This is a genomic window from Polycladomyces abyssicola (assembly GCF_018326425.1).
GTDB classification, from domain to species: Bacteria; Bacillota; Bacilli; order Thermoactinomycetales; family JIR-001; genus Polycladomyces; species Polycladomyces abyssicola.
The window spans coordinates 1334525-1351545 of record NZ_AP024601.1 but is presented as its reverse complement, the minus strand read 5'-3'; the positions used below and the strand labels follow the sequence as shown (position 1 = coordinate 1351545).

20 protein-coding genes are annotated in these 17021 nt (G+C 51.4%); 7 read left to right on the top strand and 13 right to left on the bottom strand.

The window, feature by feature from the left end; genetic code table 11:
- Positions 1 to 62: 62 nt before the first annotated feature.
- Entirely contained in the window at positions 63 to 776 is a 714-nt protein-coding gene (locus tag KI215_RS06705; RefSeq protein ID WP_212774768.1) for an MIP/aquaporin family protein, read from the bottom strand.
- Positions 777 to 1163: 387 nt separating this feature from the next.
- On the opposite strand from KI215_RS06705, the gene KI215_RS06700 reads away from it, so the two are divergent.
- Complete coding sequence (locus tag KI215_RS06700; RefSeq protein ID WP_212774767.1) at positions 1164 to 2054, top strand: alpha/beta fold hydrolase; 891 nt, start codon at positions 1164 to 1166, stop codon at positions 2052 to 2054.
- A gap of 99 nt (positions 2055 to 2153) precedes the next feature.
- Here KI215_RS06700 and KI215_RS06695 read toward each other — a convergent pair whose 3' ends face one another.
- From KI215_RS06695 to KI215_RS06685, 3 genes are all read right to left on the bottom strand, one after another.
- Entirely contained in the window at positions 2154 to 2864 is a 711-nt protein-coding gene (locus KI215_RS06695) for a polymer-forming cytoskeletal protein (RefSeq protein ID WP_212774766.1), read from the bottom strand.
- The gene (locus KI215_RS06690) at positions 2865 to 3500 is read right to left on the bottom strand and encodes a YhbD family protein (protein ID WP_212774765.1); all 636 of its coding nucleotides are present in this window, start codon (positions 3498 to 3500) and stop codon (positions 2865 to 2867) included.
- A 154-nt stretch (positions 3501 to 3654) separates the two neighbouring features.
- A complete protein-coding gene (locus tag KI215_RS06685; RefSeq protein WP_212774764.1) occupies positions 3655 to 4011 on the bottom strand; it encodes a helix-turn-helix domain-containing protein in 357 nt (118 codons plus the stop codon).
- Between the two features lie 218 nt (positions 4012 to 4229).
- Between KI215_RS06685 and KI215_RS06680 the strand changes: the two genes are divergently transcribed.
- Both KI215_RS06680 and aspA read left to right on the top strand, forming a co-directional pair.
- Positions 4230 to 5219 carry an asparaginase gene (locus KI215_RS06680; protein ID WP_212774763.1) on the top strand — a complete coding sequence of 330 codons (990 nt, stop codon included), beginning with the start codon at positions 4230 to 4232 and terminating at the stop codon, positions 5217 to 5219.
- A 225-nt stretch (positions 5220 to 5444) separates the two neighbouring features.
- Positions 5445 to 6872 (top strand): aspartate ammonia-lyase, encoded by a 1428-nt coding sequence (gene aspA / locus KI215_RS06675; RefSeq protein ID WP_212774762.1) that lies wholly within the window; start codon positions 5445 to 5447, stop codon positions 6870 to 6872.
- Between the two features lie 167 nt (positions 6873 to 7039).
- Here aspA and KI215_RS06670 read toward each other — a convergent pair whose 3' ends face one another.
- The 9 genes from KI215_RS06670 to KI215_RS06630 all read right to left on the bottom strand — a co-directional run bounded on the left by KI215_RS06670 (position 7040) and on the right by KI215_RS06630 (position 12804).
- Positions 7040 to 7591 carry a SpoIIIAH-like family protein gene (locus KI215_RS06670; RefSeq protein WP_212774761.1) on the bottom strand — a complete coding sequence of 184 codons (552 nt, stop codon included), beginning with the start codon at positions 7589 to 7591 and terminating at the stop codon, positions 7040 to 7042.
- Between the two features lie 14 nt (positions 7592 to 7605).
- On the bottom strand, positions 7606 to 8226 hold the full coding sequence (gene spoIIIAG, locus KI215_RS06665; protein ID WP_212774760.1) for a stage III sporulation protein AG: 621 nt from the start codon (positions 8224 to 8226) through the stop codon (positions 7606 to 7608).
- A gap of 13 nt (positions 8227 to 8239) precedes the next feature.
- Positions 8240 to 8890, bottom strand: coding sequence for a stage III sporulation protein AF (spoIIIAF, locus tag KI215_RS06660; RefSeq protein ID WP_212774759.1), 651 nt, complete (start codon positions 8888 to 8890; stop codon positions 8240 to 8242).
- A gap of 12 nt (positions 8891 to 8902) precedes the next feature.
- A complete protein-coding gene (spoIIIAE, locus tag KI215_RS06655; RefSeq protein ID WP_212774758.1) occupies positions 8903 to 10090 on the bottom strand; it encodes a stage III sporulation protein AE in 1188 nt (395 codons plus the stop codon).
- A gap of 9 nt (positions 10091 to 10099) precedes the next feature.
- Positions 10100 to 10489, bottom strand: a complete 390-nt coding sequence (gene spoIIIAD, locus KI215_RS06650; protein ID WP_212774757.1) for a stage III sporulation protein AD — start codon at positions 10487 to 10489, stop codon at positions 10100 to 10102.
- 15 nt (positions 10490 to 10504) lie between these two features.
- Positions 10505 to 10711, bottom strand: a complete 207-nt coding sequence (spoIIIAC, locus tag KI215_RS06645) for a stage III sporulation protein AC (protein ID WP_205495199.1) — start codon at positions 10709 to 10711, stop codon at positions 10505 to 10507.
- Positions 10712 to 10748: 37 nt separating this feature from the next.
- Entirely contained in the window at positions 10749 to 11267 is a 519-nt protein-coding gene (spoIIIAB, locus tag KI215_RS06640) for a stage III sporulation protein SpoIIIAB (protein WP_212774756.1), read from the bottom strand.
- A complete protein-coding gene (gene spoIIIAA / locus KI215_RS06635) occupies positions 11261 to 12226 on the bottom strand; it encodes a stage III sporulation protein AA (protein WP_212775099.1) in 966 nt (321 codons plus the stop codon). The genes spoIIIAB and spoIIIAA overlap by 7 nt, the downstream gene beginning before the upstream one ends.
- 134 nt (positions 12227 to 12360) lie before the next feature.
- Positions 12361 to 12804 (bottom strand): CD1247 N-terminal domain-containing protein, encoded by a 444-nt coding sequence (locus KI215_RS06630; RefSeq protein ID WP_212774755.1) that lies wholly within the window; start codon positions 12802 to 12804, stop codon positions 12361 to 12363.
- 144 nt (positions 12805 to 12948) lie between these two features.
- Here KI215_RS06630 and KI215_RS06625 point away from each other — a divergent pair, with 144 nt between their 5' ends.
- From KI215_RS06625 to KI215_RS06610, 4 genes are all read left to right on the top strand, one after another.
- Positions 12949 to 14223 (top strand): MFS transporter, encoded by a 1275-nt coding sequence (locus KI215_RS06625; RefSeq protein WP_246512281.1) that lies wholly within the window; start codon positions 12949 to 12951, stop codon positions 14221 to 14223.
- A 234-nt stretch (positions 14224 to 14457) separates the two neighbouring features.
- A complete protein-coding gene (gene comA, locus KI215_RS06620) occupies positions 14458 to 15270 on the top strand; it encodes a phosphosulfolactate synthase (protein WP_212774753.1) in 813 nt (270 codons plus the stop codon).
- Positions 15267 to 15980 carry a 2-phosphosulfolactate phosphatase gene (locus KI215_RS06615; protein ID WP_212774752.1) on the top strand — a complete coding sequence of 238 codons (714 nt, stop codon included), beginning with the start codon at positions 15267 to 15269 and terminating at the stop codon, positions 15978 to 15980. Before comA ends, KI215_RS06615 begins: the two co-directional genes overlap by 4 nt.
- Positions 15981 to 16036: 56 nt before the next feature.
- Entirely contained in the window at positions 16037 to 16495 is a 459-nt protein-coding gene (locus tag KI215_RS06610; protein ID WP_212774751.1) for a DUF441 domain-containing protein, read from the top strand.
- Positions 16496 to 17021: the final 526 nt, after the last annotated feature.

The window sequence follows — 17021 nt, the reverse complement described above, 5'->3', positions numbered from 1 at the left end:
GGACAACATTGTCCCCATAATGAATCATCGGATACTTATGCATTCAAACGCTTTCAAAAGAATCAATGAAATAACTGCAAATAAACCCATGATGCCAGTACCCCACCTACAAGCGGACCGACTACGGGAATCCAGGCATACCCCCAGTCGGAGCTTCCTTTCCCGGGTATGGGCAACAGCGCATGGGCGATGCGCGGTCCCAGATCCCGTGCAGGATTGATGGCATAACCTGTGGTGCCGCCGAGCGACATCCCGATCGAAACGATCAACAAGGCCACCACCAGTGTCTGCAAACCGTCGGCGAAGACCACTCCTTTGGCACCAAATGCCAGCAAAGCCAATACCAACACGAACGTGCCGATCATCTCACTCAACAAGTTGGACCACGTATGGCGAATGGCCGGGATCGTGGAGAACACACCCAATTTCGCTTCAGGATCGTCCGTTTCCTTCCAATGGGGCAGGTAATGCAACCAAACCACGACGGCTCCCAAAAACGCCCCGATCATCTGTGCCGAGATCATGCTTGGAACCTCGGCCCACGGCAGTTTCCCCGCCATCGCGAAACCGACAGTCACTGCCGGGTTAAGATAGGCACCACTGTAATGGCCGACGCAATAGGCAGCCACCATCACAGCCAAGCCCCATCCGAAGGTGATCACCACCCAGCCTGCATTTTGCGCTTTGGACTTGTTCAATACGACACCGGCAACTACGCCATCTCCCAAAATAATCAGAATCATTGTGCCGATCAACTCGGCGAGAAAATGAGACAAAGTTCTCCCTCCCACTTTGGATATCTTGTTATTCTAAACATACGGAATTATTGAAAGTGCATTGCATGAAAAAAACCACAATGTCCCCTTCAACCCCATTGAAAGGAAATTGTGGTTCTCCATCTCTCATCCACGATTAACTTGTGAGGGAAAATTGAAAACGGTTGCAACCTTGTGTGTCCGATTTTACAACATCCGCCCCCTTTTTGCAAGCGTTTTCTGTGTGCTTCTGTAGCATATGGTTTTGGCAGGTTGATTTTGGATTAAATCTTCATTATAATGAAAAATCAAATAATTAAAAACCCTTTAGCGTGATCGAAGATCATGGAGAATGGCCTGATCCGTATTTCTCCAATATAAATTTTGATCGGAAAAGGGGATGTGACGATGCGTCAAATCGGCGTTGCGGTTTTCTCTTTTCTGGTGGCATTGACTCTGACCATACCAGGTATCGGTCAAGCCACCTCCGGCAAAGAAAGCAAAGAAACTGCCGCCCAGACACTCGCCACCAAAAAATACGACTTGGTTTTGTTGCACGGCCTTCGAAACGCTCATCGATGGAGCGATCATTTTTTAACCACAGTAGCAAATGTTTGGGGTTCCGGCAATGTGTACGTGATTTATGCCAATGATTCGAATGAGGTGCAAACCCGGGTATTGAACGGCAAAACCGTCACCTTTATCGGCAGAAATGACAATACGGCCGGGTCGGAGTATATCTCGGACTGGGTGAATCAGGTTCATGAAAAAGTGCAAATCCTTCAAAAGAAATACGGACTCAGCAAGCAATTTGATATCATTGCCCACAGTCAAGGCGGACTGGTCGCCCGGCGTTACATCTACGACTACCCCGGCACTGTTGCGGGACTGGTCACCCTGGGTACTCCGCATCATGGATCTCCGCTGGCAAATGATTACGAATTTGCCGCGAAATATATCTACGGCGGCGAAAAAGCACAATCCAACTTGGATCCTGCCTGGGTCGAAAAGTTTAACCAACAGTATCCGGTGAAAGGTGCTCCCCTTTTTAACGGTGGAAAAATCTATACGGTTCAGGGAGATGCTGATGGTTATGATACTTGGGGTGTGAATGGAGAGAATTTTGTAGGATGGATGACCCTGTTCACCAAATACCAAACTGACAGTGACGGATTGGTGCCGACGAGCAGCGCCTATATCGAAGGAGCCATTCATCTCGCCACCTATGATTCCTACGATCACCTGGAACTGGTGCAAAAGCCCGATGTCGCAGAGAAAGCGGCAACGGTTCTCCCTTGAACGGTGCAGTTCTTATGCTATGTAGTTCGGAGAACAGCGATGACGAAAGAGTCCCTCACACGGATGCGCGTCAGCATCTGGGTGGGGACTCATTTACACTCACAGCTTTTTTGATTCCTTTACTTTTGCGCTGTGATCCCGGTGGAAATGATCGTGATACTCCACCAATCCGATTTCGCAACCCGGTCCGATGATGACACGATTGCCCCGTACCACGTTTGCCCGGGTGTTTTCCAAGTGGACCTCATCCCCCTCGATCATATCAACCTCCAGATGATGTGAGAACGGCTTGAACCAAAATGAGAAACCCTTTTTCCGCACCTCGATCTTTTCGCCACCGATTTCCTTCGCCCGGCAGTCCCCGTACAGCTGCACCACGATTTGTCCTGCATTCAACAGCCCGTCGATTGTGAAAACACCCTTGGCCGAGAAAGATTCCGCTTCCACATCTTCTTTCACATTGAGCTGTCCTTCTAATGTTACTTCTTCTGCCGTCACTGGACCGCCTACATGGAGCATCCCTTCCGCTTCCATCTGCCGGCAGGACAAGTGTCCGCCAATCTCCGCATGACCGCGGACCCGAAGCTCCTCCGATTCCACACGGCCGTCAATCCGGGTGGAGCCGTATACCTTTACATCGCTTGCTTTCACGTTACCCGTGATGTGCGACTTCCCGTGACATTTCAACTCCGTACATGTCAAATCTCCGTCCACGTGCCCGTCGCCTTGGATGGACACGCGGTCAAATTCGCCACCCGCAGTGCTGGCCCGTCCGGCCACGACAAAATCCCGGTGCTCCTTGCGATCCATTCACATCCCTCCGTCCATCATGCTGATTTTCAGCTCTTCAGCACATTGTGCCAAAGAAAGCCGTACCACTACCTTGGCATCCGCTTCGATATGCAGCTCCTGAACGGAATCGGTCAACAAACTGATCGCGATCCCCATTTTGCGGATGATCCACAACTCTCCCTTTTGTTCCCGAATATGGGAGGCATGCGCTTCCAGCATGGACCAGACGCGACGTGCCTCTTCCAAGCTGACATTGCCCGTTTTCAGTGTACGGGCTACGACGTACAAGCGGAGGATTTCCTCAAAGTGGAGTGTCTTTGCCTCGGTCCACTCATCAGCAAACAAATTCCATACTCCTTTTGAAACAATGTTACGTTTGATAATCTCTTCAACAGGCAGCATCACCTTTGTAAGATTGGGGGACAATCGCTCCGCGATTTCATCCAATGACAAATCATCTTTCATCCGTTTGATCTTGTCGATTCGGTCCAATATCTTCTGTTTTGGAAAAAAGGTTTCCTGACCCGTGTAGGTTGACTTGCGAATGAACCATTCTTCCGGAATCAGGTTCTTCCGCTTCCATCTGTACAGTTGACCGTATGAAATGCCGGTAAGCCGCAACAGCTCCTTTTTGGAGATCAGCTTTTCGTCCATGGACGGCCACCTCCTCTCTCGATTCCCAATATAACATAACAATGTTACGTTGTAAATGTGTATCAACATAAAAAAAGAAGCTCCATATCGGAGCAGAAGGTTCAAAAAGCGGGTCAAGGAGCAACCGGCGTTGTTCTTCAAGTACTTTCAAGTATCAGCCTGCATTTTCATTTCCGGTGATCTCACGTTTGGCTCGGATGAAGGCAATCAGCTGATGGATCTCTTCTTCCGAAAGAGGTTGTCCGTCCACAGTCAATTTCTGTCGGGATAATTGCGTCAATTCGATTTCCTTTCCTTCGGGATGAAAGGTGGGATCATCGACACGACCGATCAGATAATCCACTGAGGTTTCAAACAGATCCGCGATGCTCTTGATCGCTTCCAGCGAGGGGCGACGATATCCCGATTCATACCCTGCATATGTGCTTTTGGCTATCCCCAGTTGATCTGCGGTATATTGTATGGACCACTTTTTTTGTTTTCGCAAACCGATGATTCTGTCCAGGAGCATCGCCTCTCCTCCTTTCCCACCCATCTTGACGATACCATGGTACGCGAAACGAATACAATTTTCTTGATTTACGACCATATCCACCCTATAATTACTCTTGGACGTTCGCAATAAGCGTACACCCTACGTTAATATACAATGATTCATTTGATTCTTGCAACCACCATCCGGAATCGTCTGAACACGCGGAAAGCCCGAGAGCGGAAGAGGTGAAGGGTATGAAGAAATTGCTGCTGTTGGCCACCGGGGGAACGATCGCATCCGTTCCGAGCGCGGAAGGACTTGCTCCAGGGATGAGCGCAGAAGAGCTTGCGAGGTACCTACCGAAGGATACATCGGATTATCAGTTGGAAAGCAAAATGCTGATGAATATCGACAGTACCAACATGCAACCGGAATTCTGGGTCGAGATCGCGAAAGCCATCTATCGGCATTATGATCGGTACGATGGATTTATCATTACGCATGGGACGGACACGATGGCCTACACCTCTGCGGCCTTGTCCTATATGCTGCAAAACGTCACCAAACCGATCGTCCTGACCGGTTCTCAAGTTCCCATCAGTTTCAAACGAACCGATGCCAAGAAAAACATTGCGGATGCCGTTCGATTTGCATGCGAGGAGATCGGCGGCGTTTTTATCGTGTTTGACGGCAAGGTGATTCAGGGCACAAGGGCAGTCAAGATGCGAACCAAAAGCTACGATGCGTTTGAAAGTATCAATCATCCGTATGTCGCATATATCAACGGTCCGAATGTGACGTACTACAAATCCGTCCACGCCAAAAAACAGGGCGAATTGATACTGGATACTTCTCTGTGCCCCGATGTGTTTGTGATGAAATTGCATCCCGGAGCCAAACCGGAGCTGTTTGACTGCATTCGCCATCTATATAAAGGTGTGATCATCGAGAGTTTCGGAAGCGGTGGTATCCCGTTCCAAGGCCGAAATCTGCTGCCCAAACTGAGAGAGCTGACCAATGCGGGCGTTGCGGTGGTGATCACCACACAATGTCTGGAAGAAGGTGAAGACATCCTGCTGTATGAAGTGGGACGAAAAGCCGCTCAAAACCAGATCATTCTATCGAGGGACATGAACACGGAAGCGATCGTCCCCAAGTTGATGTGGGCTTTGGGCAAGACCAACGATCTTCAGGAAGTCAAACGATTCATGGAAACACCCATCGCTGACGATATATCCGTCTAAAGCCTGTCGGTAAAATGCTCAGGCACAACGGATTCCCAGACGAGAATGCGCAGGATGTATTGCGGGCAACTTCTGCTATACGCAGCGTACTTTGCCCTTATCCTGCGCTTTCGGTTTTAGGGGCTTGAATCCGTTCTTTGCAGGGCACAGGTAGAGCGAGTCGGGAAAGCAATGCGGACCTCATCACCAGACATTCTTCAAATACGTAGTAAGGGAGTGAACCCGATGATCCAAGCATCTGCATATCGCAAGGAGAAAGATTTTCTCGGGGAAAAAGAAATTCCCGCTGACGCATATTACGGTATCCAAACACTGCGTGCAAAAGAAAACTTCCCGATTACAGGTTACCGTCTACATGAATCGCTCATTCGAGCAGTGGCGATGGTTAAAAAGGCGGCCGCCCTCGCCAACATGGAAACCGGTCGCCTGAATCCCCGCTTGGGGAACGCGATCGTCACAGCCGCACAGGAAATCATCGACGGCAAATGGCATGACCAATTTATCGTGGATCCAATCCAGGGCGGGGCAGGGACATCCATCAACATGAACGCCAATGAAGTGATCGCCAACCGTGCACTTGAACTGTTGGGTGAAGAAAAAGGAAATTATTTTGCTCTCAGTCCCAATACCCATGTCAACATGTCCCAATCGACCAATGACGTATTTCCAACCGCGATCCACATCGCCACGTTGACGCTTTTGGATCAACTGTTGGAAACCATGAAACGCATGCATCAAGTGTTTGAGAAGAAAGCGGAGGAGTTCGACCCCATCATCAAAATGGGACGGACTCATCTGCAGGATGCCGTTCCCATTCGTCTCGGCCAGGAGTTTGAGGCGTACAGCCGGGTGTTGGCACGCGACATCAAACGAATTGAGCAATCGCGCCAGCATCTGTATGAAGTGAACATGGGTGCCACAGCCGTCGGCACAGGATTGAACGCAGATCCGCGCTATATCGAAAGTGTGGTCAAACATCTGGCCGAGATCAGCGGTTATCCGTTGGTGCGTGCGGATCATCTCGTAGATGCCACACAGAACACGGATGCCTATACGGAAGTTTCCGCGGCACTGAAAGTGTGCATGATGAACATGTCCAAGATCGCCAACGACTTGCGTCTGATGGCATCCGGCCCCCGTGCGGGACTCGGGGAGATCACCCTGCCGGCCCGTCAGCCCGGTTCCTCTATCATGCCTGGGAAAGTAAACCCCGTCATGGCGGAAGTTATCAACCAGGTCGCCTTTCAGGTGATCGGCAACGATCATACCATCTGTCTGGCATCCGAAGCGGGACAGCTTGAATTGAACGTGATGGAGCCCGTCTTGGTCTTTAACCTGCTGCAATCGATCAGCATCATGAACAATGCATTTCGCGTGTTTACTGATTATTGTCTGTCCGGTATCCAGGCAAACAAAGAACGGTTAAAAGAGTATGTGGAAAAGAGCGTGGGCGTCATCACCGCGGTGAACCCACACATCGGATATGAAACAGCCGCCCGCATCGCACGTGAGGCTGTTTTGACGGGGCAATCGGTGCGTGAATTGTGCCTGAAGTACGATGTCCTGACCGAAGAAGAACTGGATCTCATACTGGACCCTTACGAAATGACGCATCCTGGTATCGCCGGTGCATCTCTGTTGGACAAGCAGTGATATAGGTGTCACCACTGCCATCAGCGCAAAACAAAAACCGTTTCCTCCCCTTGGAAACGGCTCAGTTTCCGCTCCGTAGCGCTACAGCTGAAGTCGCTCTACGGGAAATTCGGTCCCGCTTTCCCAAGATAAAGTGGCCGTTTTCCCACGAGCGACTTTTTCTTCCTTCAAGGCCGATAAGCCACCGACACCTGCGTCGCCGGGATATTCAGCCTTTCTTTCACCAGGCTGATCAGTTTTACCACTTGACGATTGGCCAAATTGTCCGCCTGTACAATTACATCCACATGATGATCGTTCGTAATCACGACAGCATCGTGAAATCCCTCGCTCCGAATCAGCTCTTCCAGAACGGACTCCGTTTTGTCTACCTTCATCAACTGATTGATTTTCGCTTCTGCTTCCTTCAGTTGCTGTTGGCTTGATTCGGGATCGGTCAAGATTTTCATGTACTCTTCCGTCATTTTGGATCTGAGCGTACTGCGCTGCAACTGGTATCCGACAAAGTAATCGCCGGCATTTTCCTCCGACAGCTCTTTTCCTGCATCGGATGACGATTTGGTCGTTTTGACGCTCACATCCGCCGGTGCGGGGCCTTTCTCCTTCTGAACCGACTGATTCGCAGGCTCCACCGGACCGGTCACGATGTAGTAAGCGGATAACACCACCATCAAGGTGAGCATCGTCACCAACCACATGGTTTGCTTGTTCATGGTCATGGAATACCCCTCCTTCATCCTTTTGGCAATACTGATATCCTGTGGATCGGGACGTCCAGCACCCGTTGAACAGCTTCGATGATAGCAGCTTTCACCTGCAGATTTTCCGCCCCTTTGGCCACGATCAACACTCCCGTTACGACCGGTTTCAACCGTTTGACAACGATGGGTTGCTCCCCGTCATTCCCACGGTACAGCACCACTTTTTCATCTTCACTCTGTTCCTCGATCTTGCGCGTCCCCCCTCTACGGTCGTTTTCACTTGTTGTCTGCTCCTGCGTTCGTGCATCCTTGGCCAGCACCTCTTCCTCCGAAGATGCCATGTTGATCATCACGGTAACATCTTCCACTCCGACGATTTTGCTGAGTGTTTCCGATAGTTGGGATTCGTACTCGGCTTCGTATTCATGGATCGTCATTTTATCAGAAGACTTTCTTGCGGCGGTATCCACAGCGGGGTGCAGTTGGCGGGCGGAATCCGGCGGAACCACTTCGTTCTGGACGGAGAAAAACGAAGAGAGAATCATCAACCCGGCCCCTAAACACCCTAGCAGTATCAACCAACGAAATGGTTGGATGTGTGATTTCCCTTGCCCACCTCTTCCTTCCAACTGTTCCAACAGCCGTCTGAACACCGGATTCCCCTCCCTAACCTGCTTGTTCCACCGACACGTGGATCTGGCCGGGGCGCAAATGCCACGTCTCCTGCAAGAAGGTGCGGATACGGCGGGACAGCTCATCGTCCCCCGCCCTCTTCTGCTCCGCCGGTTCCTGTTTCATCGTATCGATCTCGACCGGTCCCACCTCCTTGACCGGTGCCACCGCCGTCTGTCCCTCCTGTGATCCAAGAGCTTCCGGCGTGACGACGAGCGAAACGAGCGAGACATCGGGCGGCCGATTGTCTGCAGGTGTAGCGGCTTTGACTTGCACGGAGGAAACGGTGACGCGGAAACGATCCTCGATCTCATGCCTGATCGATTGGGCCATTTGGTCCTCTGCCTGCTCCTTGATCAACTGGTCCTGTGTCCGGCCTAACGTTTCCCCTCGTTGCCGGATTGATTCCAATGATGTCATGTCCTGCACATCGGTACCGCCGTTCCGAAATGCCAGGGCGGAGACGTCCCAGTCTTTTCGGATCAGAGAGAAGACAGGGGACAAAATGGCCAGGATGATCAAAAGACCCATGACGAGCTTCACATACCGGTCCATCGAATGATTGGGCAACAGGAGATCGATGAATGTGGCGATGAGAACAAGCAGCACGATCTGCCGCAGCCAATCGCTGATCATTTCCATCATGATCCCCATCACCTACCGCATCATGACTGAAATATTTCCTGCCGCGACAATAATCGTGACGGCCAGGAAAAACATCAACCCCACGGTGGCGAGTGAAGCAAACACGTAGATGAGCGTTTTGCCGATGATGTTGAGACATTGGATGATTGGGCTGTTTCCCAAGGGTTGCATCACCGCTGCCGAAAAGTTGTAGATGAAAGCGAGCGACAAAATTTTGACCGCAGGAAACGCGCTGATCAGGAGGAGTATCAATACTCCCGCCATACCGATGGCATTTTTGACCAAGAGAGACGCCCCGATCACTGTATCTGCCGCGTCGGAAAACATGCGCCCCACCACGGGAACGAAGTTGCCCGCCACATATTTGGCCGTTCGAATCGTCACACCGTCCGCCACTGCCGCTGTGGCCCCCTGTACCGAGATCACGGCGAGAAAGATCGTGAGCAGTGACCCTAGCAAACCCACACTGATTCTGCGCAATAAATTGGCCAACTGGTTCACCTTGTACTTTTCGGACAAACAGCTGACAATGCTCAATACCGCCGAGAAGAACAAGAGCGGAAACACAACGGTATAGATCAGCGTACCGATTGCGTGAATCATGAACACGATCAGTGGGTGGAACATCGCGACCGAGCCGATATTGCCCATTGAAGCCAAAAGAGTCAACACGAGCGGCACCAGTGCGAGCATGAACTGGATCATGGTATGGATTGCCGATTTGGCGGAATCGACGGCGGTGGAAAAGCTGTCGACGGCCAGAATGATGATGACCATGAACGCCACCGCATACGCGACTTTACTTACCTGATTCTGCTCAAACGCTGTTTGCAGTGTCTGGAGCAACATACTGAACACCGTCAGGATGATGATCGTGCCCAGCAATTTTCCGTTGTACAGCACCTCGTGAAAAAAGTAGCGCAACATGCTCTGGAATATGTCGTTCAGCTGAAATCCGTCCCGCGATTTGGACAAGATCATATCAAACAGACTGGGGGGTTGCTGACCGGGAAAAAACTTGCCGTATTCTTGTTGCAATTGTCTCCAATAGGATTCCAGTTCCTGTGTCTGCAATTGATCCAACTGCGTCTTCACTACGCGATCCTGCAAGGACGCTTCCGAGGCTGCCTGTACGATCGACGGCGCCAAGATCCAGAAAAGAGACATGAACACCAGTAAGGACCATCGTCTGCGCATCATCCATCATCCTTATGAGGGCAAAATTTGCATCACGGTTTCGATGATCAGCGTGATAATTGGAATCGCCATCACCATGATGAGGATTTTGCCCGCCAGTTCAATCTTGGACGCGATCGCATTTTGACCGGCGTCCCGCGTCACTTGCGCACCGAATTCGGCGATGTAGGCAATGCCGATAATCTTGAGGATTGTACCCAGGAAAAGCGTGTTGACCTTCGCCTGTTCCGCCAAGGATTCAATCACCCGGATCACATCGGCGATTTTGTCTGCCAACGCGATAAAGATGATAACCCCGACAAATGTGGCCAACAGGAAGGCGAACATCGGTTTCTGCTCTTTGATGATCAGGATCAAAAACGTGGCGATCAAACCGAGGCCGACCACCTGAATGATTTCCACCGGGATCGCCTCCCGTCACGGTCGGAACAAAAAGACGTTTTTAATCGTTTGGAACAGATCCTGTATCAGCATGGCGACCATGAACAGCACCACGACAAACCCGATCAGCGTCACCCAATGTGCCCAATCTTCTTTTCCCATCTGTTTGAGGATCGTGTGAATCATCGCCACGATAATCCCGATCCCCGCGATCTGAAAGACGGCGTCAACGTCGAATGGCATCGCTTACGTCCCTCCACCTCCGAGCGGGTTGTGTTCCTCAGTACATCAGGATGACCAGCAAGGCTCCTCCCAGAATGCCTAAGCTTTTGCACATTTTCTCATATCGGGCCTGATCATCCCGGGCGTGCTGTTCCTCCGCCTTCAGATGAGCCATGGCCATCCGAATGTGTTGCAATTGGTCCTGACGGTCGGAGACCCCCAACGTCTGACCGAAATGGAGCAGAATCTCCCACTCCGGTTGACGCATGGCCGTTTGCTCCCAAATCGCCTCGATCGCCCTTCTCCAGCATTCATAGGCAGATGCACCGTCCAAGGCGCGCAAACGGGTTCCGCATTCCCGAAACAGCTTTCCCACAGGGAACGGTTCGCGATCGGCGATATGAATCATCACTTCCGCCAGCGGGCGTGAGCCATACACAATCTCCGTTTCCAAAATGGCCAACGATTGCAGCAAGGAACGAATCTGACGAGGTCGGTCGGCATAACGCTTGGCGACGCGAAAACCTGCAGTCGAGGAAGCGACCAGGATGAAAACGGCACCCAGCAGTTTCAACATCTCGCCCGCACCGACCGCTCCCGATCCACCCTCTTCAGTGAACTGTCATAAATCCCCTCAATGGTGCCGGGACGAAGGCGGCGACTCAACAACACCACACGGGTGAAGACGCCCTCACGGATCAGTCCGGTCAATCCGGGACGACGACAAATCTCATCCAGTGAACGTCCATGCGCCGTGACAAACAGGTTCACACCGGCAAAAACAGCTTCGTAAACCGCATCGCTGTCCTCTTTTCGACCGATTTCATCCACCACCAGAATTTCCGGGGACATCGACCGGATCATCATCATCATGCCCTCAGACTTGGGGCAGGCGTCCAACACATCCGTGCGCGGACCGACATCATGTTGCGGAACTCCCCGTAAACATCCCGCGATTTCCGAACGCTCGTCCACAATACCGACCTTTCTGGGCTTCACGCCCCGTTCCCCCACGCTTGCGATGCGCGCGAGGTCGCGCAACAACGTAGTTTTGCCGCACTGTGGCGGGGAGACGATCAGCACGTTTTCCACGTGATCCGGTCCGAACACATACGGGATCAACGCCTTCCCCGTCCCTTTCACCTGACGGGCCAACCGGATATTGAATCCTGTCACATCGCGCAAATGCTTCACTTTCCCGTTCTCCACCACCACCTTCCCTGCCAAGCCGATCCGGTGTCCGCCGTCCACCGTTACGTATCCGCGCCGTAGCTCTTCCTCCAATGCATAGAGGGAATGTTGGCTGATCAGATTGAGCAGTTTGGTGCAATCCTCTCTGTCGGGTACATACGCTCGCTCTGGACGGGTCCCCCATCTCCCTCCCGTCGCAACAAAACCGGTTCCTTCCGCTGTCACCACCTCCAACGGGCGGTTTTCCCGAATGCGAATCTCCTCCACGCGTTGCCGAACCTCCTCGGGAAGTGCGGCAATTACATCCCGTATGGACGGCGGGAGAACCGGCAGAATGGCATCCAACACGGGGAAAACCTCCTGTTCATGCGGGTTTTACCTAATCTATATGGCAGGCTTGTATCCTTTATGCCCAAGCCCAAAAGAAAAAGCGACCCAAATAGGGTCGCCCTTGCGTGCGAAAGAAAATGGATTTCCCGTCAGGAATGTGTCGTTTGTACCGTTTCCGTTTCCTCCGTGTCTCGATCAGGCTCATCATCATTGACGAGCAATACCGTATGGCATTCGGGACAAAGTACTTCATATGTGTCATCATCGTCGAAAATGTCATCATCGATCAACACTTGCTCCCCGCACTTGGGACACTCCATCTCAAAAAATCCGGCGTTCTCATCTTCATCTTCCTCGTCGTCGTATACCAACAACTCCAATTCGTTCAGGTCTTCATCCACCGCTTCCACGTACTCTTCCAATTCGCTCAACCGCAGATTCGATTGATGCACTTCTTCGATCAAATCATCGACCAACGTTAACAGCCGGGAGAGTACTTTCCCCTCCATGCGCTGATCGATTTGACCCGATCCTTCCATCATGCCTTGAATAAACGCGATATCCTTGCGCAAATCATGATGCATGGTATCCATATTCACGTCTCCTCCTCACGAATCGACCTTCATTCCTATTGTGGTTTTTCTGCGACCGCGAGATTCGTAACAGTAAAAATCCGTCGGTTGGGGAAGTCTATTCGGTGTGTACAGGTGAAAAGGAGGAGACAGAAGTTGCCAAACATGACGGTTTCTTCCCCCAAGCAAAAAGAGGACGCCTCTCGTCACCACTCATGGCGGGACATCGCTGTCTTGAGTTCGGTTCCACTTTTGATGGTATTGGGGAATTCCATGATCATTCCCGCTTTACCGTCGATTCGTGAATCACTGGGGATAACGTCGCTGCAAGTCAGTTTGCTGATCACTTTGTTTTCTGTTCCCGCAGGCATCATCATTCCGTTGGCCGGTATATTGTCCGACCGGTTCGGCCGAAAAAAAATCATCGCCATCAGTTTGCTGCTCTATGGTGCGGGTGGGATAGTAGCCGGGTTGTCTGCATTCGGTTCGTATACCTTGATGTTGATCGGTCGCATCATCCAAGGGATCGGGGCTGCAGGGACCGCACCGATCACCATGGCCTTGGTGAGTGACCTATATAAAGGCAATGAACGCAGTCAGGTCCTCGGGATGATCGAAGCGGCAAACGGTTTGGGCAAAGTGATCAGCCCGATACTCGGATCGTTGATCGCCCTGATTTCGTGGTCGGCCCTTTTCTTCACCTTCCCGGCATTGGTCGTTCCTGCTGTCATCGCATTGTGGTGGATCATTCAGGAGCCTAAGCGTGAAGGAAATGTTCCTCCCTTGTCACAGTACAAAGATCATGTGATCAAAACGTTCCGTCGACAAGGGAAATGGTTGTCGGTTGCTTTTTTGTCCGGCGCCGTCACGCTGTTCATCCTCTTCGGCGTATTGTTCTACCTGTCCGATTTGCTGGAAAAACGATACGGGATCGACGGTGTGATCAAAGGATTGATCCTGGCCATTCCACTTTCGGCCATGAGCATCACCTCCTATTGGTGCGGCAACCATATCGATCAAAACGTCAAACGGATGAAGCATTTCATTATCACCGGCATGTTTACCGTATCAGTTGTCATGGCACTGGTGCCCTTCATCACCAACACATACCTTCTGTTAGGGGTTCTGTTTGTCGGCGGAATCGGTTCAGGATTGGTTCTGCCTTGTTTGAATACGTTGATCACGTCTGCGGTCAATGCAGCGGAACGGGGAATCATCACATCACTGTATAACGGTGTCCGTTTTTTAGGTGTAGCGATGGGCCCACCGATTTTTGGAGCCTTGGCCGACAGCAAATGGTGGTTATTCGGCGGCTCTTCTGCCCTCACCGCCATCACGGGGATCTTAGCTGCCTTCGTGATTCATCGACCAAAACGACTGCGGGGAACGGACGGCCAGTCACGTCTGCTGATACGCAAAAAACGGCTTCAGCAGGTATAAGGAGTGCCAATCGTCATGAGAGAATGCGTCATCCCTTTACGCCAGTAGCTGCTGAGCTGCCAAAAGAGGGGCATGAAGGAAACAATTCCCCGAAATCGCGGGTGGTTTGACCATTTGCTCTGCAGTCTCTTTTCTTTTCTTCCCGTTTACGTTGCCAACATTGGGCACCGGACATGCGCTTCCGCATATCATATCAAGGGTATGATCCTTGAGAAAGGAAGCGAGGCGAAACGGATGAAATCGTTGCCGGCGATGTGTTGGCCTCAGAAAATGATTGATCCGTCCGGCATCCGTCAATCTAAGCCGCGAACGGCCGGATGCACGATGATACTTGACAAAGGTTTGGGATTGTCCGCTTTTCGTGATCTGGTGTCGACAGCTGGTGACTATATCGACTGGATCAAACTGGGTTTCGGCACGCCAGCACTGACCCCTATTCCGATTTTGAGAGAAAAACTGGCCATCGCGCAATCACGAGAGGTGATCTTGTATCCGGGTGGGACGATGTTCGAGGTGGCCCATGCCCAGGATCAGGTGGAACGTTACTTTTCCGCTTTGGTCGAACTGGGGTTCACTTATATGGAAATTTCTGATGGCACCGTGGAGCTATCTCGTAAGAAGCGGGATCATTACATTCGTGCAGCCTTGAGCAACGGATTAAACGTCATCACGGAAATCGGCAAAAAAGCGGACGGTTCGTACACCCCCATCCCACTGCTGACGGAAACTTATCACCGAGATCGTGAGTCGGGAGCCGCCTTCGTCATCGTCGAGGGACGTGAATCGGGGAAAAATGTCGGGATTTATAATGAAAAAGGGGAAGCCGATATGGAATACCTGTTCACCGTTCATGAACAAATCGGCTCTCGCTTTCTGATCTGGGAAGCACCGCAAAAATCCCAGCAGGTACAATTGCTCCAAGCGCTGGGCCCCGACATACACCTGGGCAACGTATCCCCACAGGAATCGCTCGCGGTGGAAGCACTTCGACGCGGCCTTCGCTCGGACACGTTTGCAATCGGATTACGCATGGAGCGGCACGAATGATGCATATCTCCGTTTGTCCCCATGTGGATGAATTGCAAACCGACCGGTTGCAAAATAAAACCGTTATCGTGATCGACGTGTTCCGGGCGATGAGCTGCATTGTTACCGCATTTGCCCACGGTGCCACCCATGTTGTTCCGCATACAACCGTCAATGAAGCCAAGCAATCCGCCAAACGGGACGGTCTGTTGCTGGGCGGTGAACGATACGGCAAACGTTTGGAAGGATCCGATCTGGGCAATTCTCCCCGTAATTACGCGTCTCCCCTCGTAAACCGACGGGGAATCGCGCTCACAACCACCAATGGGACACGGACCTTGATCAAAGCGTCCAAAGGCGCTCACATTTTGGTCGGCTGCTTTCTCAACGCGCTCGCTTGTGTGGAACGGGCCTGTTCTCTTCAGCGAGATCTGGTATTTCTCTGCTCCGGTACACGTGGCACATTTTCCTTGGAAGACGGGACGGCCGCGGGACTCATGATCGACCTCATCATGAAAAAGGTTCCCCATGCTGTCTCTGACGATCTGGGCCAATCCATGCAGGCCTGCTATTGGGGATGCCGCGACCGGTTGGAAGAATTCCTCTCGTTGAGTCAGTCCGGTCAACGATTACTGCGCATGGGTGCTCGGGAAGATTTACGTGCCTGTCTGGAAGTGAACCGCTATTCGATTGTGCCTGTGTGGGAACAAGGTCGGATTATTTCCATTTAATATTTTGTCCCCCTTGTACATACAGTGATGGTAAGACTGTGGGACAGGGGATGGACATGAAACCGGACCTGTTGTTGGTGGCATTGATTCTCATCGGATTGGTAGGCCGATCTTCCATCATTGCAACAGCGGCCAGTCTGTTGCTCATCCTGAAGCTCACGCATCTGGAACGATATTTCGGTGCGGTGGAAAGGCGTGGGATGGAACTGGGTCTGCTGTTTTTAACCATTGCAGTACTGGTCCCTTTTGCCTCCGGCAGGATCAATCTGCGTGAAATCGTTGCGGTTTTTACCACTTGGCCCGGAGTGTTTGCACTCTTGGGAGGTGCGTTGGCCACTTATATGAATGGCAAAGGTCTTGATTTGCTGAAGGTCGACCCCCAACTGATCATTGGATTGGTGATTGGCTCGATCTTCGGCATCCTGTTTTTACGAGGAATTCCCGTTGGCCCGCTGATGGCCGCCGGGATCACGGCCTTTTTGCTCAAGGTGTTTCAATTGTTGGGTAAGGGGTGATAACAATAAAAAAGAGGCATCATGCCCCTGCAGTTTTCTTAGCTTCTTTCTTTTCAGACGGTGCATCCGGTAACGGTTTCGGCTGCGGTTTCGAGGGTTTCGCAGGTGGGATCGGTTTCGGTTCCGGTGGAACCTGTGGGATTTTCCGCGGATTCGGCTGATACCGATACCCATCGGTCACCTCAGACTCCTGTTTCGCTTTTCTGTCAACATCTTCCCAAGCGTACTGCATCCATATGAAAACTCCGATCACAAGAATCAAAATTCCCAACCCAATTCTTTTCATACTTTCACTCCAACTCGGAAAAGGATTCACTCCACGACTTGATTGTAACAAAATTGCGTCTAATTTGCGACCGTGAAGACAATGGCGATCCCTGCATGGATCCTGTTATGCTCTTCAAAATGTTACTTCTCGGCTAGTTGTACAGAAGATCGGGAGGTATTTTTCCGTATATATCGAATTATTTTAATTAATTCTCTATTCATTCACTTCAATACCCAGTCTCTGTAGTCTAATTTATTC